Origin of the sequence: Sedimentitalea sediminis (genome assembly GCF_042687825.1) — a bacterium.
In the GTDB taxonomy this organism is placed as follows: domain Bacteria; phylum Pseudomonadota; class Alphaproteobacteria; order Rhodobacterales; family Rhodobacteraceae; genus Sedimentitalea.
In genome coordinates this window covers 21,873-38,977 of record NZ_JBHUQE010000025.1, presented here as the reverse complement: position 1 = coordinate 38,977, position 17,105 = coordinate 21,873, and the positions used below count along the sequence as shown (strand labels likewise).

Below are 17,105 nucleotides of genomic sequence, written 5' to 3'. Positions count from 1 at the left end.
CTTCTTTGGCACAGGATCGCCGAACAGCTTCATCCACTTGTACAGAGAATGTGCGCTGACGCCCAAACGCCGGGAAACCTCCCCTTCCGGGTATCCCCGCACCGTGATCTGGTGCACCGCGTCACGCTTGAACGCGTCGCTGTAATTACTTGTCCCCATCTCGGCCTCCTCGCCTCAAAGCTAGGGGGCAAAGCGTGTACGAATCTAGGGGCACCTCAGTCAACGAAAATCGGCGGCTGTCCGATGATCGGATGAAACCGGCGGCGCAGGCGGGCAGGGGCCAGGCACGGACATCGCCATTGGCGCCGCATTGCTATAGACAATCGCACAGGGGCCGATCATGCAGGATTCGGACCCAGAACAGCACGGGAATCAGGACGCCGCGATGAATGACCAGAACACGCGCCATCGGGAAAAGATGAAAAAGATCAAGGCCGCGCGCGACCGCATGATGGCTGAAAAATCCGACGAAAAGGGACTGATCATCGTTCATACCGGCCCCGGCAAGGGCAAGTCATCCTCGGGGTTCGGCATGATCATGCGCTGTATTGCCCATGACATGCCCTGCGCCGTGGTGCAGTTCATCAAGGGCAATTGGAAGACCGGCGAGGCCGATTTCCTGCGCGAACGCTTTGCCGAGGAATGCACGTTCGTGATTTCCGGCGAGGGGTTCACCTGGGAAACCCAGGACCGCGAACGCGACATCGCCGCCGCGCGCGCGGGCTGGACCCGGGCCAAGGAACTGATCCGCGACCCCCGGAACCGTTTGGTGCTGCTGGACGAGATCAACATCGCCCTGCGTTATGACTATCTGGATATCGACGAGGTGGTCGATTTCCTGCTGGCCGAAAAACCCGAGATGACCCATGTGGTTCTGACAGGGCGCAACGCCAAGCCCGAACTGATCGAGGCGGCCGATCTGGTGACCGAGATGACCCTGATCAAGCACCCGTTCCGCGATGGGATCAAGGCGCAGGCCGGCGTCGAGTTCTGACACGCGATGCCGGCGCTGATGATCCAGGGCACCGGCAGCAATGTCGGCAAGTCGATGCTGGTGGCCGGACTGGCGCGGGCGGCGCGCCGGCGCGGGCTGTCGGTGGCGCCGTTCAAGCCGCAGAACATGTCCAACAATGCCGCCGTGACCGCCGATGGCGGCGAGATCGGCCGCGCCCAGGCGGTGCAGGCGCTGGCCTGCGGGCTGGAGCCGGTCACCGACATGAATCCGGTGCTGCTGAAACCCGAGACCGATGTCGGGTCGCATGTCGTGGTGCAGGGACGGCATCGCGCCACGGTGCGGGCCGCCGACTATGCCGCGCTGAAACCGTCGTTGATGGCGCCGGTTCTGGAAAGCTTTCGCCGGCTGACAGCGGCGCATGATCTGGTCCTTGTCGAGGGGGCGGGCAGCCCCGCCGAGGTCAATCTGCGCCAGGGCGACATCGCCAATATGGGTTTCGCCGTCGCCGCCGGTGTGCCGGTGGTGCTGGCGGGCGACATCGACCGGGGCGGGGTGATCGCCCAGATGGTCGGCACCCAGGCCGTGCTGTCCGAGGCCGATGCGGCGATGGTAGCGGGGTTCATGATCAACAAGTTCCGCGGCGACCCCCGGCTGTTTGACGACGGCTATCGGCTGATCGCACAGCGCACCGGCTGGCCCGGTTTTGGGGTGTTGCCCTGGTTCGCGGATGCCTGGAAGCTGCCCGCCGAGGATGCGCTGGACATCGCCGGCGCGCCGCGTTCGGACGGGGTTCGGGTGGTCTGCCTGTGCCTGTCCCGCATCGCCAATTTCGACGATCTGGACCCGTTGGCGCAAGAACCTGGTATCTCGCTGACCATGCTGCGCGCCGGCCAGCCGATTCCCGGCGACACCGATCTGGTGATCCTGCCGGGGACCAAATCGACCCGGGGCGATCTGGCCTTTCTGCGCGCTCAGGGCTGGGACATCGACCTGTTGGCGCATGCGCGGCGCGGCGGCCATGTGCTGGGCATTTGCGGCGGCTACCAGATGTTGGGCCGGTCGGTGTCCGACCCGCAGGGCATCGAGGGCGAGGCCGGAGACATGCCGGGGCTGGGTCTGCTGGACGTGGCCACGGTGATGGCGCCCAAAAAGCGGCTGACCCGGGTGCGCGCGCAGCATGTCGCCAGCGGCCAGAGCATTGCGGGCTATGAGATACATATCGGCCGCACCACCGGCCCGGACAGCGCCCGGCCCTTTGCCCGGATCGACGGTGCGAACGAGGGCGCGGTCAGCGCCGATGGCCGCGTCATGGGCAGCTATCTGCACGGCATGTTCCGCGATGACGGGTTTCGCGCCGCCTTTCTGTCCGGCCTGGGGGCGGACAGCGCGGCTCTGGATTATGGCGCGGCGGTCGAAACCACGCTGGATGCGCTGGCCGATCATGTCGAGGCACATCTGGACATGGACCGGCTGTTGCAGGTGGCGCGATGAGCGAGGGCGCGGCGATCACCCTGTTGCTCTGCACGACCTGCGCCGGGGCCGAGACCCGGGACCAGGACCGCGATGCGATCCGGGCGGCCTTGCAACGGCAGGGGCTGGGTGACCGGGTGCGTCTGCGCGACGTCGCCTGCATGGGCGCCTGCGAGACGCCGGTTTCGCTGGGTCTGCAGGGGGTGGGGCGGGCCAGCTATGTCTTTGCCGGCATCGCACCGCAGCAGGACGCGGCCGATATCGCCCGAACCTGCCAACACTATCTGGACAGTTCCGCCGGCTGGATCGAAGACGCCCGTCCCTGCGGCCGTCTGCGCCTGTGCCTGCGGACGCGGCTGCCGGCGCTGCAGGATTAGGGCACGGTGACGATCGTGCTGGCGCTCAGCGGCGCCCCGGCCACTGTCAGCGGGCTGTGATCGTTGGCGTTCAGGGACACGGTGACCTGGGTATCGCCCCTGGGCAGCGCCGGGATGTGCAGCCAGTCCCCATAGAGGCGGCTGATCTTGAGACCGTTCAGGTAGACATGCGCATGCCCTTCGCCCGCGACATGGCCGGTGCTGGCCCTGTCCGGCGCAAAGCGGAAATTCTGCGTCATCACCTGCAGGTTCCAGCCTGACATCGGGTCCTGCACCACCCGGATATTCACCGTCGGCGCATTGGTCCCGGCGGGCAGGTCGATGGCGGCGGCATCGCCGTGATCATGCGTCATGGCAGCAGCCGAATGTCCGCCATGCGCGCCATGGGCGGCGGGGTCGGCATGGTCATGACCGTCCAGGGTGACACCGTTGGCGGCGGCGACCAGAAACCCGACACCGCCGCCGAAAACGAGGCCGATGCCGAACAGGGATAGGGAGCGGGACATGAGAAAAGGTCCTGACAAGGCAATAGAGACGGCAGACCGGGCCGCGAACGGCCCGGCGCAACCGGTGATCAGGCGAGGGCGTGCTGCGCTTCGCGCTGCCAGAAATAGCCCGAGAAACAGCCCAGCAGGACCCACGCGGCCATGCCGACGCCAAAGGCGCGGGCGGCGAACAGTGCGCCCAGCTCGGTGGGGACCGGACCGGCAAAGCTGTCCGGTTCAGGGGCGCCAATGATATGCGGTGCCATCAGCAGGATCGCCGCAATGCCCCAGGCGGTCCAGCCGCGGCCAAAGGCGATCAGCGCCATCGCGGCGATCGCGCTGCCAACGGTGGCGAACCACCAGACTTGCCGGGCGGTGACATCCGCGGCGGCCACGCCGGGCACTTCGGGCGCCAGCGTCAGACCCGGCGCCAGATGAAAGGCGACGAACCCCGCCAGCCCCCACAGCAGACCGGTGCGGCCCGAGACCTCGTGGCCACGGGATTCGGCCAGCGACATGGCGGCGATCATCATCAGCGCAAAGCCGGTATAGGTCAGCATGGTGAAAACGATGCTCAGCCCGTCGCGCACCGGGTCCAGGCCTGGCAGGGCCGGGTGCGCGCTGACCGGCGCCGATCCGAAATGCACGAGTTGGCCGGTTTCATACAGTTCCGCATGCAGCAATACCGGCTGCACGAACACCAACTGCAACAGGGCGGCAATCAGCCCTGCTGCAGCACCAGCGAACAACGCGCTGGTCAAAATCCGGGAGAACATTGCCTCAGTGGCAGGGGAAGCCGGTGGCGTGGCGCACATCATGCGCCGCGTCGTGCAGCGCACTGGCCTGCACATGGCCGGTCAGCGTGATCAGTGCCAGTCCGAGGACCGCCGCCACAATGGCGGGGACCGCGCGCAGGCCGGTGGTTGTGGTGTTCAGCGTTTGTGTCGTCATGTTCATCTCCTTGCCGCCGCACCCGACGGTGGTTTGTGTCCTGTGTCTGGCAGGTCTCCTGGCTCGCGCTTCGATGCCTCTGATCCCCTTCCCCGTGCCGAGGGACACGAGTGGATCAACGAACAGAGACTCACCGCTTACAGTCGCGGGGGCGGCTTTGGCTTGATTCACGAACCCGACATCTCGAATGCGACATCCCGGACGCGAACGCACCAAATTCCCTCTTGGCCCTTGGCTTGCGCCGACGGGACCAGACGGGTCATTTAACCGCGAAGCCGGGTTTTGCGCAATGGGGATTCGCCTGCGTCAGATCGTTTCGGGGCGCTTTTTCAACAGGTAGACATCCATGATCCAGCCATGCCGGGCGCGGGCGCGGGCGCGTGTCGCCAGGATATCGGGGCCGGCCTTGTCCAACGGGCCGCTGACCAGACATTCTTCGGCCATGCCCAGATAGGCGCCCCACCAGATGTCGAAATCCACACCATTCAACCCCTGAAAGGCGCAATCGCCGTCCAGCATGACCGCCAGCGTGTCGGTGCCGTCGGGCCAGCCCTGTTCGCGCAGGCGCCGCCCCGTGGTTACCGTAAACGGGGCGCCGATCTCGTTGATCGGGATGGCGTGGGCCGCCGTCAGCGCCTGCAGCGCAGTGATGCCGGGAATCACCCGCACCGCCGGGCGCGGGCTGAGCCGCGCCATGATCCGCAGCGAACTGTCATAGAGCGAGGGATCGCCCCAGATCAGCAGCGCCACGGTCCGTGGCGCCGGATCGGCCGCAGCGATTGTCGCCTGCCAGCGCTGGGCAATGGCATCGTGCCAGTCGTCGACACCCTTTAGATAGCCGTTCTGATCGCGGCGACGGGGAATGTCGAAATAGGCGATGCGGGGCGGCGTCTCTGCGCAGACCCGGGCAATGATCTTTTCACGCAGCTCGGCCAGATCGGCCTTGTCCGCCCCCTTGCGCGGGATCAGGATCAGGTCGGCGTCACTGATCGCCCGGGCGCCCTGGCCGGTGATATGATCCGGGTTGCCGGTGCCGATTCCGATCAGCGACAGATCAAACATCGGCGCCCTCGGCCAGCGGGCCGTACAGGATCAGGGCCGGGGCATCGCCGATGGCGGCGGCCAGCCGTGCCGAGAGGTCGGCAATGGTGCTGCGGTGCAGGGATTGCTCGGGCGTGCTGACCGCCTCGGCCAGCAGGGCCGGGGTGTCGGGCGGCAACCCGTGGTCGATCAGCATCCGGGCCATGGCGGGAAAGGTGCGCATACCCATGAAGATCACCGTGGTGGCCTGCGGGTCGGCCAGGGCCGCCATGTTCAGATCCTCGGGCAGCTTGCCGGTGACATCATGGCCGGTGACGAATTGCACCCGCCTCGCGGTCAGCCGCCGGGTCAGCGGAATGCCGATGGCGGCGGCGGCCGCACAGGCCGAGGGCACGCCGGGGATGATCTCGTGCGCGATCCCGGCGGTGCGCACCGCCACCAGTTCTTCCTCGAGCCGCCCGAACATGCCGCTGTCGCCGGATTTCAGCCGCACCACCCGGGCGCCGCCCTGGGCGTATTCGACCAGCAGACGGTTCACGTGGTCCTGCTTGGCCGAGGGCCGTCCGGCACGTTTGCCGACGCCGATCAGATCGGCACCGGGCCGGGCATGGCCGAGGATCGGTCCGGAACTGAGATCGTCAAACAGGATCGCGTCGGCCTCTTTCATCCGGTTCACGGCTTTCAGCGTTATCAACTCGGGGTCGCCGGGTCCGGCGCCGACAAAAGAGACAAATCCGGTCATGCGCTGGCCTCTGCGATCAGGTGAAAGAACGTGCCGCTGACATTGCCACGAAGCGAGCCGGTTTCGGGCACTTCGGTGCCCTCGGCGTCGGTCACGGTGGCCAGCGGGGCATCGGGCTGCTCGAGAATCGAGCAATAGTGGAACTCGTGCCCGCGCAATGTGCAACCGGTCGCAAATCCCGGCATCGGGGCGGACAGGCGGGCCTTGCGATAGCCCAGGTGAAACTTGCGCTTTTCATAGGAGGTGATCAGCCCCAGCAGCCCGGCCATCTCGTGCCGGGTGCCGTCCTTGTCGATCAGCGCCGCGCCCAGAGCCATGTAACCGCCGCATTCGCCATGCACCGGGCGGGTTTGCGCATGGGCGCGCAGCCCGGCGCGGAACCGGTCGGCCGCCGCGAGACGGCCGGCATGCAACTCGGGATAGCCGCCGGGCAGCCAGACCAGATCGGCCTCGGGCGCGGGTGCTTCGTTTGCAAGCGGCGAAAACGGCAGGATCTCGGCCCCGGCGGCGCGCCAGCCTTCCAGCAGGTGCGGATAGGTAAAGGAAAAGGCTGCGTCTTGCGCCAGCGCGATACGTTGCGCCGGCGGGCGCGGCAGAGCGGCACCGGGCGTGACGGTCGCGGGCCGGCTGGCCGCTGCCGCCCGCAAGGCCGCCAGGTCGACATGCTCGCGCAGAAACGCCGCATAGCCGGCAATCGCGGTCTCCAGATCCGGGTGTTCCACCGCCTGGATCAGCCCCAGATGGCGTTCCGGCAGGGTCAGGTCGCCGCGGCGCGGCAGCACGCCCAATACCGGCAAGCCGGCGCGCTCCATGCCCAGCCGGGTCAGGCGTTCATGGCGCGGGCTGGCGCAGCGGTTCAGGATCACCCCGGCAAAGGGCAGGTCGGGGTTGTACATCCGGAACCCCAGCGCCGTGGCCGCCGCCGATTGCGCCTGGCCGCCCACATCCAGCACCAGAACCACCGGCCAGCCCATGCGGGCGGCGGTTTCGGCACTGGACCCATGGCCGGTCTCGCCGGGTTTCGCGACGCCGTCGAACAGGCCCATCGAGCCCTCGGCGATCACGATGTCGGCACCCTGCGCGCGGGTCGCGATGGCCTGCAGCAGCGGCGAGTCCATGGCCCAGGTGTCGATGTTGAAACTGGGCCGCCCGGCGGCGGCGCGATGAAAGGCCGGGTCGATATAGTCCGGTCCACTCTTGAACGGTTGCACCGCCAGCCCGTCCTCGGCCAGCGCCCGCAGCAGCCCCAGCNCGGCGAGTCCATGGCCCAGGTGTCGATGTTGAAACTGGGCCGCCCGGCGGCGGCGCGATGAAAGGCCGGGTCGATATAGTCCGGTCCACTCTTGAACGGTTGCACCGCCAGCCCGTCCTCGGCCAGCGCCCGCAGCAGCCCCAGCATCACCGTGGTCTTGCCGGTGCCCGAGGAGGGGGCGGAAATCAGCAGCCCGGGGACATCAGTCATCGCCATGGCTCCAGCTCGACCAGGGGCTGTCGGCACTTTGCGGGCGATAGCGGCGGTCGTAATGGGCGGAATAAAGGCAGCTTTCGCTGAATCCTTCACCCGCCAGCGCCGGACCGACCAGGATCAGCGCGGTGCGCGAAATGCCGTCCTCCATCGCCTCTTTCAGGGTCGCCAGAGTCGCCCGGATGATGCGCTCGTCGGGCCAGCTGGCGCGATAGACCACCGCCACCGGGCAATCGGCACCATAGGCCGGGGTCAGATCGGTGATCACCCGATCCAGATTGCCGATTGACAGGTGGATCGCCAGGGTGGCGCCTGTGGCAGCAAAATTCGTCAGGCTTTCGCCCTCGGGCATCGACGAGGCGCGCCCCGGCGTGCGCGTCAGCACCACCGATTGCGCCAGTCCCGGCAGCGTCAGTTCGCTCCCCAGCGCCGCCGCGGCGGCGGCAAAGGCGGGCACGCCCGGTGTCACGCTGACCGGAATTCCGGCGGCGCGCAGGCGGCGCATCTGTTCGCCCATTGCCGACCAGACCGACAGATCGCCGGAATGCAGCCGCGCCACGTCCTGCCCGGCGTCATGGGCGCGCTGGCATTCGGCGATGATGGCGTCCAGATCCATCGAGGCGGTGTTGATGACCCGGGCATCGGGCGCACAATGCTGCAGAATTTCCTCGGGCACCAGCGAACCGGCATAAAGGCAGACCGGGCAGGCGGCGATCAGGTCGCGCCCGCGCAGCGTCAGCAGGTCAGGGGCACCCGGTCCGGCACCGATGAAATGTACGGTCATGTGGTTTCCTTGATTGCGACCGCGCAGGTGGCCAGGCGGTCCTCTGAAATATGGCGCGATGACAGCAGCCGGGCGCCGGGTCCGGCGGCGGCCAGTGCCGCAGCTTCGGCGACGCTGCCGGTGTCACGGTACCGCTGGCTGTGTTCCGAGCGGGTCGGGGTGCTGACCGTGCGCAGTTCTGCGGCCGGTATTGCCCGTACGGTCAGACCGGTCAAGCGCGCCAGTTCGCGCAGGCAGGGCGCCTTGGCCTTGTCTGCGGGGGCGGACAGCAGGGTGATGGCAAAAGATTGCCCGGCCCTGGCCAGTGCCCGATCCAGCGCTGATTGCAGGCTGGCGCAGGTGGCCGCGCGGCGAAATCCAAACCCGGCGACAATCACAGCACGATGCTCCACTGTACCACCGGATAGGCGGATTTCCAGCCGCGCCGGTTGCCCAGCGGCGCGGACTGCGCCAGTTCGATCCGCATCAGGTCGCCGCCATGGCGGGCGTGCGCCGTTGCCAGCAGGGCTTCGCTTTCCAGCGTCACGGCGTTGGCGACCAGTCGCGTGCCCGGCCGAAGATGGGCGGTCAGCCAGTCCAGCATCGCCGCGGACAGGCCGCCCCCGACAAAGACCGTGTCCGGCAATTCATGCTCCGCCAGTGCCTGCGGCGCGGCGCCGTTCACGACCTGCAGCCGGTCCTGTCCCAGTGCCGCGGCATTGCGACCGATACGCTGGGCGCGGTCGGCGCGCGGCTCGAACACCGTTGCGGTCAGGCTGGGATCGCTCAGCAGCCATTCGATGGCGATCGAACCGCTGCCGCCGCCGATATCCCAAAGGTGCTGACCGTGCCGCGGCGCCAGGGCCGATAGGGTCAGGGCGCGCATCGGGCGTTTGGTGATCTGGCCGTCATTCTCGAACAGATCGTCCGGACGTCCGCTGGCCAGAGGCAGGGCGGCGCCAGTGCCGGCCATGTCCAGCCCGACGCAGACCGGGTGGGCAATGTCGTCAATATTCATTTGCGCGGCAACACAGCGGCGATGCCGCGCGCGTGGTCCGCCCAGGGCTTCCAGAACGTGCAGGCTGCTGTCGCCAAAGCCACGCTCGGTCAGCCAGGCGGCCAGCTCTGCCACCGCGGCGCCATCGCGTAGCAGCAGGATGGCGCGGCGCCCGGGCGCCAGATGCGGGCGCAACCGGTCCAGCGGCGCGGCATGCAGGCCCAGGGTCAGCGTGCGTTCCAGCGGCCAGCCCAGCCGCGCGGCGGCCAGTGAAAAGGTCGAGGGGCCGGGGATCGCCGTCCATTCGTCCGGCGTCAGGTGGCGGGCCAGAACCGTACCGGCGCCGAACCAGAACGGATCGCCCGAGGCCAGCACCACGACCCGCTGTCCGCGCAGGCCCAGCAGCACCGGAATGCCGTCGGCAAAGGGCACCGGCCAGGCGATCCGGCGGGCCGGGCCGGGCGGCACCCGGTCCAGGTGGCGCGGCGGTGCCATGACGATTTCCGCCCGCGCCAGCGTTTCGCGGGTTGCGGCGGACAAGCCGTCCGGGCCATCTTCGCCGCAGCCGATGATGGTCAACCACGGAGCCTCAGACATGCAGCCGAACCTCCTGATCCTGGGCGGCACGACCGAGGCAACGGCCCTGGCCCGCCTTGTCGCGCAGGCAGGGTTGCAGGCGGTCTATTCCTATGCCGGCCGGGTCGATCGGCCACGCGATCAGCCGGTGCCGGTGCGGGTCGGCGGCTTTGGCGGCGTCGAGGGTCTGGCGGCCTATCTGCGCGCCGGAAAAATCAGCCATGTGGTCGACGCAACGCATCCCTTTGCGGCACAGATGAGCCGCCACGCCATCGAAGCCTGTGAGCAGACCGGGGTGCCGTTGCTGGCGCTGAGCCGGCCGCCCTGGCAGGCCGAAACCGGTGACCGCTGGACCGTGGTGCCCGATCTCGCCGGTGCGGTGGCGGCCCTGAAGGGGGCGCCGCGCCGGGTGTTTCTGGCCGTCGGGCGCCTGCACCTGGCGGATTTCGCGGCGCGGCCGCAGCACCATTACCTGTTGCGGCTGATCGACCGGCCGGCGACGCTGCCCTTGCCCGATTGCACGGTCATCGTGGCGCGCGGACCATTTGCAACTGCGGATGACAAGGGCTTGATGCAAAAGCACGATATCGATCTGGTGGTGTCCAAGAACGCCGGAGGCACCGGCGCGCGGGCCAAGATCGACGCGGCCCGCGCGCTGGGTTTGCCGGTGCTGATGGTGGATCGCCCGGCCATCCCGCCGCGGGACACCGTCGCGACCCCGGGCCAGGTGATGCGGTGGCTGGTTCATTGCGGCGTGAATCTCGGTGTGTAAACGATTGGAACGCCTGATCTTTCAATCATTCTGGTGCGCGACGAGCCGACGATGACGACGGTGCGCATGTCGGCCATGTCGGGCGTGGCCTCGGCCAGGGTGGTGACGTGCAGCGTCTCGTCCGGTGCCGACACCGCGCGGGCAAACAGGATCAGGCGTTCGGGGCCGCAGGTCTCCAAAAGGATTTCCAATGCTTTTTCAAAACCTTCCGGCCGGGACTTGGAGCGTGGATTGTAAAAGGCCATGGCAAAATCCGCCTGCGCGGCCAGCCGCAGCCGGCGTTCGATCAGGTCCCAGGGCTTCAGGTTGTCGCTGAGATTGATGGCGCAGAAATCATGGCCCAGCGGGGCGCCGGCCCGGGCGGCGGCGGCCAGCATCGCGGTGATGCCGGGCAAGACCGAAATGTCCAAATTGCGCCAGTCGGCTGGACCGTCTTCGACCGCTTCGAACACGGCGGCGGCCATCGCAAAGACGCCGGGATCGCCGGACGAGACGACCACCACGCGCCGGCCTTGCTGGGCCAGTTGCAGGGCGTGGCGCGAGCGGTCCAGTTCGACCCGGTTGTCGCTGGCATGCAGGGTCAGGCCGTCGCGCGGCGCGATGCGGGCGACATAGGGAATATAGCCGACGATATCGGTGGCCTCGGCGAGGGCGGCGGTGACTTCGGGTGTCACCAGCGCCTCGTCGCCCGGCCCCAGACCGGCAATGCGGACCCAGCCGGTCATGGCCGCCGCCCCCGGCCATGCACCAGGATGATCGAGAAATACGGGGTGACCCGGTCGCCGGCCTCGGACAGCCGCGTGACGGTCTGTTGCGGCATCTGGGCGTATTCCACCAGCCAGGCGCGGTCATACAGCCCGGTTGTTTGCAGCGCCTGTTTGACCTTGTCGAAATTGCGCCCGATCTTCATCACCACCAGCGCATCGGTGCCGGTCATGCGGGCGGTCAGCACGTCCAGGGGCAGAGTGCCCATCAGCACCGTCAGCACGTCGTCGCCCCAGGTGATCGGGTCGCCGGTGGCGGTCCAGGCCCCGGACATGCCGGTGATCGCCGGTACGATCTCGACCCGTGTATCGCCCCGCAGCCGTTCATAAAGATGCATGAACGAGCCGTAAAAGAACGGGTCGCCCTCGCACAGCACCACCACGTCCTCGCCACGTGCCGTCAGCGTCTTCAGATGCGCGGTGCAATCGATGTAAAAGGCGGACAAGGCCTGATTATAGCGCGGGTCCGTGACCGGGATCTCGGTGGTCACCGGATATTCCATTGCGAATTCGACCGCGCCATCGGGGATCATGCCGTTGACGATCTTGCGGGCCTGGCCGGTGCGGCCGGCCTTGCGAAAGAACGCCACATGACGGGCATTGCGCAGCAACCGGTCGGCGCGCACGCTCATCAGATCCGGGTCGCCGGGGCCAAGCCCGACGCCAAAGACGGTTCCGGCGCTCATTCGGCGCGGCTCGCGATGGCATTGACCGCGGCGACGGTGATCGCCGAGCCGCCCAGTCGGCCCTGCACGATGCAGCAAGGCACCGGCTGGTCGGCCCACAGGGCGTCCTTGCTTTCGACTGCGCCGACAAAGCCCACCGGGCAGCCGATGATGGCGGCGGGCCGGGGACAGGCGGGGTCCTGAAGCATGTTCAACAGGTGAAACAGCGCGGTCGGCGCGTTGCCGATGGCGACCACCGCGCCCGCCAGATGCGGGCGCCACAATTCCAGCGCGGCGGCAGAGCGGGTATTGCCCATCTCGGCGGCCAGTGGCCGCACCCGGTCATCCTGCAGGGTGCAGATCACCGGGTTGTCGGCTGGCAGGCGAAAGCGGGTAATGCCTTCGCTGACCATACGCGCATCGCACAGGATCGGCGCGCCGGCCTCCAGCGCGGCGCGCGCGGCGGCGACGAAACCGGGCGAGAACCGCACATGGGTTTCCAGCCCGACCAGTCCTGCGGCATGGATCATCCGCACGGCGACCTGTTCCTCGTCGATATCGAACCGCGCCAGGTCGGCCTCGGCCCGGATCGTGGCAAAGGACTGCGCATAGATCGCGGCGCCGTCGGTTTCGTATTCATATGGCATCAGGTAAAGTCCGTCAGGGTCATCAGGGTTTCCGGATCAAGGCCGCGCTGACAGGGCTCATCCCCTGCGCGGCCGCTTTTGACAAGGTCGAATCGGCCCTCGTGGCCGACCAGGGTGACATCGGCCGGGCCTTGCCGGGCACAGCCCTTGGCACAGCCCGAGACATGCAGGCTGCCGGTGACGCGCGGGGCCAGCGCGCGCGCGATGGCGCGGGTCTCGGCCTGGGCCTGGGGGCAATAGGGCGCGCCGGGGCAGGCATCGGTGGTCAGCAGCGGGTCGCCCGGTGTCGATACGAATATGTCCGACTGCAGGGGGCGCCCGCCCTCGGCCAGGAACAGCCGCCAGGGGGTCACGCGCAACGCCCGGGCGCCGCTATGCGTCAGCAGGTCGGCCAGTGCGCCGGCGGGCAACTGCCCGAACGGCGCGCCATAGATCGGGCCCGGCGCAGCATCGCCCGGGGCCAGGGGCGGGGCCATGTTTGCCGGCGCCGTGCCCTGCCAGTCCGCTGGCAGGTCCCTGACCGCCACCAGCCGCGCCATGCGGCGGGTGTCTGGCCCGCGCGTCTGTGCGAACCAGCGGGCCAGATCGATCAGCCGGGGGATGGCTTCGATCTCGGTAACGGGCTGCCCGGTCGCGGCGCCGTCGGCGCGCAGGATCAGCCGGTCGTCGGCCCCTTGTTCCAGCCGGATATCCGCCGAATCGCGGGCCAGCAGCCGGGCCGGGCCGGTGTCGATGGCAAAGCCGAACTTGGCCGGCAGGTCGGGCAGGTCGCCCAGCCGTGACGTCAGTTGGCGCGCCAGCCTCGCGGCCATGTCGCCCGGCTGATACAGCGGCGTGATCAGGATGTTGCGGCGGGTTTCGATGCCCGGTTCGGCATCCAGCAGATCAAGGTCGGTCAATGCCTGCAGCAGGGCCGCGTGATCGCCCGGGTCGACACCGCGCAATTGCAGGTTGGCGCGGTTGGTCAGATCGATGGTGCCATTGCCGAACCGGTCGGCCAAGGCGCAGAGACCCAGCGCCTGGTTCCGCGACAGCCGTGCCAGCCGGGGGCGTACCCGCACCACCAGCCCGTCGCCCGACATCATCGGGCGGTGGGCGCCGGGGCACCAGCCCTGCACGATCGGTGCGCTCATGTCCTGTCCTCCAGTTCGGCCCGGATCGAGTTGCGCCGCGTCACCCACAGCCCGGCCTCGTGCAGGGCGCGGAACCGGTCCTGCAGGGCGCGATGCGCCTGCGGATTGGCGGCGGCCAGAAAGGCGTCGGTGGCTGGATCGCCCAGGGTCGCGTCGTGATAGAGATCAAAGAGATGCGGCGCCACGGCATCGGCCAGATGCGCAAAGGCCGCCATGTGGTCCAGCGTCGCGGCGATTTCCGCCGCTCCGCGAAAACCGTGCCGCCGCATGCCGGCGATCCAGTCCGGATTGGCGGCGCGGGCCTGCACGACGCGGGCGATTTCCTCGGGCAGGGTGCGGGCGCGGGGCCGCGCCGGGTCGCTGCTGTCCAGATGATACAGCGCGGCGGTCCCGCCGGTCTGCGCCTTGGCGGCGGCAAAGCCGGCCTCGTGGGTGGCATAATCCGCGGCCAGCAGCAGATCGGTTTCCGCCAGGTCCTGCAGATGCACAAAGCCGTCGGCCCGCGCGACCCGGTCGCGGATACCGTTGCCGTCATGGGCCACGCGGTCGCCCTCCAGCGCATAGGCGCTGGCGTCCAGCCAGGCCTGCCCCGCCTGTGCCCGGGCCTCGGCTGTATAGGTGTCCGGCAATTGCCCCATGCCCAGCCCATAGCTGCCCGGCGCCGGGCCAAAGACCCGCGCGGTGGCCGGCTGTCCGGCATAGGGGTTCCAGTCAGGCGCCTCGTCGCGCGCCGCCAGGGCGCGCACCGCCTGTCCGAACAGGGCCGACAGGGTCGGGAACACGTCGCGAAACAGGCCCGAGACCCGCAGGGTGACATCCAGCCGGGGCCGGTCGAGATCGGTGATCGGCAGCACTTCGATGCCCGATACCCGCTCGCTGCCCGCATCCCAGACCGGTTTCACCCCCAAGAGGTGCAGCGCCATGGCGAATTCCTCGCCCGCCGTGCGCATCGTCGCCGAGCCCCAGAGATCGACGATCAGGCCTTTGGGGTAATCGCCTTCGTCCTGCAGGTGCCGGCGTACCAGTTCCTCGGCCAGTTTCACCCCCTGGGCATGGGCCGAGCGCGTCGGCACCCCGCGCGGATCGGTCGTAAACAGATTTCGCCCCGTGGGCAGCACGTCGCTGCGCCCGCGATAGGGCGAGCCGCTGGGGCCAGCCGCGATGCGGCGCCCGGCCAGCGCGTCCAGCAGCCCGGCCCGCTCGGCCTTGGCACAGGCCGCCGCGTCGATATCGCAGGGGGCATCCGGGGCGCGGCCATAGACATGCAGACCGTCGCCGAACTGGCTTTCCTTGATGTCGCAGACAAAGCGGTCGATGCGGGTGATCGCCTCGGCGGTCGATGCGGCGCGGTCCAGTCCCAGATCGTCCTCGACCCCCAGCGCCTGGGCCTCGGCGCGGATATCGGCCTGCAGCCGGTCGCGGCGTTTCGGATCCAACCCGTCGGCGTTGGAAAACTCGTCCAGCAGGGTTTCCAGCCGCAGCATCCGGTCCGGCGTGGTGCTGGTGCGCAGGGGCGGCGGGATGTGGCCCAGGGTGACCGCGCCGATGCGGCGCTTGGCCTGGGCGGCCTCGCCGGGGTCGTTGACGATGAACGGATAGATCACCGGCAGATCGCCGATCAGCGCCTCGGGCCAGCAATCCGTCGACAGGGCCACGGATTTTCCGGGCAGCCATTCCAGGGTGCCATGCGCACCCACATGAATCAGTGCATCGGCGCCGATCGACCGGCGCAACCAGAGGTAAAAGGCGACATAGCCGTGCCGGGGCGTGCGCGCCATGTCGTGATACTCGTCGTCGCGGCGGGCGCGCTGCCCGCGTTCGGGCTGCAGGGCGACCACCGCCTTGCCACAGTGCAGGGCGGTGAACTGCAGCGTGCCGTCGATACAGGCGGGATCGTCTTCGGGCGCGCCCCAGCTTTCTGCCAGATCGGCCTGCAGACGGGCGGGCAGTTCGGCCAGCGCCGCCTTGTACGCGGCTAGGGGCCAATCGATCCGAGCTGTTGGCAAGGTTTCGGCCAGCGGCGCGCCAGGGGCGCAATCATGGCCTTGATCGGTCAGGTCCTGCAAGATCGCCTGAGCCGAGGCCAGCGCATCCAGCCCGACCGCATGCGCCATCTGCCAGTCCTTTCCGGGATAGGTGGACAAGACCAGAACCGGGCGTTTCTCGGCCGCCGGTCGCTGTGCCAGTCGGACCCAGCCCGCGACCCGATCGGCGATGGCCGCGATGCGGTCGGGCTGTGGCTGATGCGCGTGGCGGGCGAATTGCAGGTCGGGGTCGCGCTGGCCGGGTTCCTTGAACGAGGCGACCCCGGCCAGAATGCGGCCATCGACCTCGGGCAGCACCACATGCATTGCCAGATCGGCGGGCGACAATCCGCGTTCGGCCTCGGCCCACTGCATCCGGGACGCGGTGGACAGGGCGATCTGAAACACCGGTACCCCGGCCGCATCCAGCGGCGAAGCTTGTTGCGCGCCGCGCCCCGAAAAGGCGGTGACATTGACGATGGCGGCGGGTTTCAGGGCCTGCACCTGACGCGCCAGCCAGCCGGCGGCGTCCGGCGCTTTCAGCGAGGGCGCGAACAGGGCTGCGACCTGAAAGCCACGGTCGCGAAAGGCGGTAAACAGCGCCTCGATAGGGGCCAGATCGGCCGCGGTCAGATAGGCGCGGTAAAAGCTGATCAGGATGCGCGGCCTGTCGCCGGCCGGATCAAAGACAGCCAGCGGGCAGGTGACCCCGTGCTCGGGCGTCCAGACCCCGACCTGGGGCAGGGTCTTGGCACCGGCAACCGGCCCCGCATACAATCCCGCAGCCAGCGCCAGTTGCGCCAGCGCGGCCTGTGCCGCCACGCCCCCCCCTGTGTCGCAGAGATGCGTCAGCCGCTGCAGCGTGGACCGGGGCAGCGAGGAACAGGCGTCCAGCCGCGGATCGGGACGACCATCCGCCGGCAGTACCGCCAGCGCGATCCCCTTGGCGCGGGCCAGTTCCTGCACCTGCTGCAAGCCATAGGACCAATAGGGCACGCCGCCGATCAGCCGGATCAGAATGCCCTTGGCCCCGTGCAGCGTCTGCTCGACATAGGTGTCGACCGACAGCGGATGTTTCAGCGCCGACAGATTGGCCAGCCGCAGGGACGGCATGCGGCCTTCGGGCCCGCCGCCGCGATGCCAGCCCGCCGCGAACGCGCCGAGATCGCTGTCTGAAAAGGACAACACCACCAGATCCGCCGGGCTCTGGCCCAGATCGGTCGGGGTCTCGGTCTCTTCAAGCCCGTGGCTTTCGCGAAAGACGACATGCATCGGCGG

The 17,105-nt window shown here is 68.4% G+C and carries 19 protein-coding genes, 1 pseudogene and 1 riboswitch; of the genes and pseudogenes, 4 read left to right on the top strand and 16 right to left on the bottom strand.

Annotated features, from left to right (window positions below; translation table 11 throughout):
- Positions 1–159, bottom strand: a 159-nt coding sequence (locus ACFMPD_RS15570; protein ID WP_380996373.1) for a transposase, incomplete at its 3' end; no start/stop codon positions are given.
- A 226-nt stretch (positions 160–385) separates the two neighbouring features.
- Here ACFMPD_RS15570 and cobO point away from each other — a divergent pair.
- The 3 genes from cobO to ACFMPD_RS15555 are packed head-to-tail and all read left to right on the top strand — an operon-like array spanning position 386 to position 2,802.
- Positions 386–994, top strand: a complete 609-nt coding sequence (cobO, locus tag ACFMPD_RS15565) for a cob(I)yrinic acid a,c-diamide adenosyltransferase (protein WP_380996364.1) — start codon at positions 386–388, stop codon at positions 992–994.
- Between the two features lie 6 nt (positions 995–1,000).
- A complete protein-coding gene (locus tag ACFMPD_RS15560) occupies positions 1,001–2,446 on the top strand; it encodes a cobyric acid synthase (protein ID WP_380996361.1) in 1,446 nt (481 codons plus the stop codon).
- Positions 2,443–2,802, top strand: a complete 360-nt coding sequence (locus tag ACFMPD_RS15555) for a DUF1636 family protein (RefSeq protein ID WP_380996358.1) — start codon at positions 2,443–2,445, stop codon at positions 2,800–2,802. The genes ACFMPD_RS15560 and ACFMPD_RS15555 overlap by 4 nt, the downstream gene beginning before the upstream one ends.
- Here the strand turns inward: ACFMPD_RS15555 and ACFMPD_RS15550 are convergent.
- From ACFMPD_RS15550 to cbiE, 10 genes and pseudogenes are all read right to left on the bottom strand, one after another.
- On the bottom strand, positions 2,799–3,308 hold the full coding sequence (locus ACFMPD_RS15550) for a hypothetical protein (protein ID WP_380996356.1): 510 nt from the start codon (positions 3,306–3,308) through the stop codon (positions 2,799–2,801). The genes ACFMPD_RS15555 and ACFMPD_RS15550 overlap by 4 nt on opposite strands.
- Positions 3,309–3,376: 68 nt before the next feature.
- The gene (locus tag ACFMPD_RS15545; RefSeq protein ID WP_380996353.1) at positions 3,377–4,063 is read right to left on the bottom strand and encodes a CbtA family protein; all 687 of its coding nucleotides are present in this window, start codon (positions 4,061–4,063) and stop codon (positions 3,377–3,379) included.
- A 4-nt stretch (positions 4,064–4,067) separates the two neighbouring features.
- Positions 4,068–4,238 (bottom strand): CbtB domain-containing protein, encoded by a 171-nt coding sequence (locus ACFMPD_RS15540; protein ID WP_380996350.1) that lies wholly within the window; start codon positions 4,236–4,238, stop codon positions 4,068–4,070.
- Between the two features lie 31 nt (positions 4,239–4,269).
- Positions 4,270–4,508, bottom strand: a riboswitch (cobalamin riboswitch).
- Between the two features lie 36 nt (positions 4,509–4,544).
- Positions 4,545–5,300, bottom strand: coding sequence for a precorrin-6A synthase (deacetylating) (cobF, locus tag ACFMPD_RS15535; protein ID WP_380996348.1), 756 nt, complete (start codon positions 5,298–5,300; stop codon positions 4,545–4,547).
- The gene (cobA, locus tag ACFMPD_RS15530) at positions 5,293–6,021 is read right to left on the bottom strand and encodes a uroporphyrinogen-III C-methyltransferase (protein WP_380996345.1); all 729 of its coding nucleotides are present in this window, start codon (positions 6,019–6,021) and stop codon (positions 5,293–5,295) included. The genes cobF and cobA overlap by 8 nt, the downstream gene beginning before the upstream one ends.
- Complete coding sequence (locus ACFMPD_RS15525; protein ID WP_380996370.1) at positions 6,018–7,292, bottom strand: cobyrinic acid a,c-diamide synthase CobB; 1,275 nt, start codon at positions 7,290–7,292, stop codon at positions 6,018–6,020. Before ACFMPD_RS15525 ends, cobA begins: the two co-directional genes overlap by 4 nt.
- 99 nt (positions 7,293–7,391) lie before the next feature.
- A pseudogene (locus tag ACFMPD_RS15520) lies at positions 7,392–7,483 on the bottom strand (hypothetical protein); the annotation flags it as partial.
- Positions 7,476–8,270, bottom strand: a complete 795-nt coding sequence (gene cobM, locus ACFMPD_RS15515) for a precorrin-4 C(11)-methyltransferase (protein ID WP_380996342.1) — start codon at positions 8,268–8,270, stop codon at positions 7,476–7,478. The pseudogene ACFMPD_RS15520 and the gene cobM, both read right to left, overlap by 8 nt.
- On the bottom strand, positions 8,267–8,662 hold the full coding sequence (locus tag ACFMPD_RS15510) for a cobalamin biosynthesis protein (protein ID WP_380996340.1): 396 nt from the start codon (positions 8,660–8,662) through the stop codon (positions 8,267–8,269). Before ACFMPD_RS15510 ends, cobM begins: the two co-directional genes overlap by 4 nt.
- Positions 8,644–9,843 carry a precorrin-6y C5,15-methyltransferase (decarboxylating) subunit CbiE gene (gene cbiE / locus ACFMPD_RS15505; protein ID WP_380996337.1) on the bottom strand — a complete coding sequence of 400 codons (1,200 nt, stop codon included), beginning with the start codon at positions 9,841–9,843 and terminating at the stop codon, positions 8,644–8,646. Before cbiE ends, ACFMPD_RS15510 begins: the two co-directional genes overlap by 19 nt.
- Between cbiE and ACFMPD_RS15500 the strand changes: the two genes are divergently transcribed.
- Positions 9,842–10,594, top strand: a complete 753-nt coding sequence (locus ACFMPD_RS15500; protein ID WP_380996334.1) for a cobalt-precorrin-6A reductase — start codon at positions 9,842–9,844, stop codon at positions 10,592–10,594. The genes cbiE and ACFMPD_RS15500 overlap by 2 nt on opposite strands.
- Here ACFMPD_RS15500 and cobJ read toward each other — a convergent pair.
- From cobJ to cobN, 5 genes are read right to left on the bottom strand one after another with little or no spacing between them, the layout of a single operon-like run.
- On the bottom strand, positions 10,567–11,319 hold the full coding sequence (cobJ, locus tag ACFMPD_RS15495) for a precorrin-3B C(17)-methyltransferase (protein ID WP_380996332.1): 753 nt from the start codon (positions 11,317–11,319) through the stop codon (positions 10,567–10,569). The genes ACFMPD_RS15500 and cobJ overlap by 28 nt on opposite strands.
- The gene (gene cobI / locus ACFMPD_RS15490) at positions 11,316–12,044 is read right to left on the bottom strand and encodes a precorrin-2 C(20)-methyltransferase (RefSeq protein ID WP_380996330.1); all 729 of its coding nucleotides are present in this window, start codon (positions 12,042–12,044) and stop codon (positions 11,316–11,318) included. The genes cobJ and cobI overlap by 4 nt, the downstream gene beginning before the upstream one ends.
- Positions 12,041–12,670: a precorrin-8X methylmutase gene (locus ACFMPD_RS15485; RefSeq protein WP_380996328.1), complete on the bottom strand. Its 630-nt coding sequence runs from the start codon at positions 12,668–12,670 to the stop codon at positions 12,041–12,043. Before ACFMPD_RS15485 ends, cobI begins: the two co-directional genes overlap by 4 nt.
- Positions 12,670–13,803, bottom strand: coding sequence for a cobalamin biosynthesis protein CobG (locus tag ACFMPD_RS15480; protein ID WP_380996325.1), 1,134 nt, complete (start codon positions 13,801–13,803; stop codon positions 12,670–12,672). Before ACFMPD_RS15480 ends, ACFMPD_RS15485 begins: the two co-directional genes overlap by 1 nt.
- The gene (gene cobN, locus ACFMPD_RS15475) at positions 13,800–17,099 is read right to left on the bottom strand and encodes a cobaltochelatase subunit CobN (protein ID WP_380996322.1); all 3,300 of its coding nucleotides are present in this window, start codon (positions 17,097–17,099) and stop codon (positions 13,800–13,802) included. The genes ACFMPD_RS15480 and cobN overlap by 4 nt, the downstream gene beginning before the upstream one ends.
- Positions 17,100–17,105: the final 6 nt, after the last annotated feature.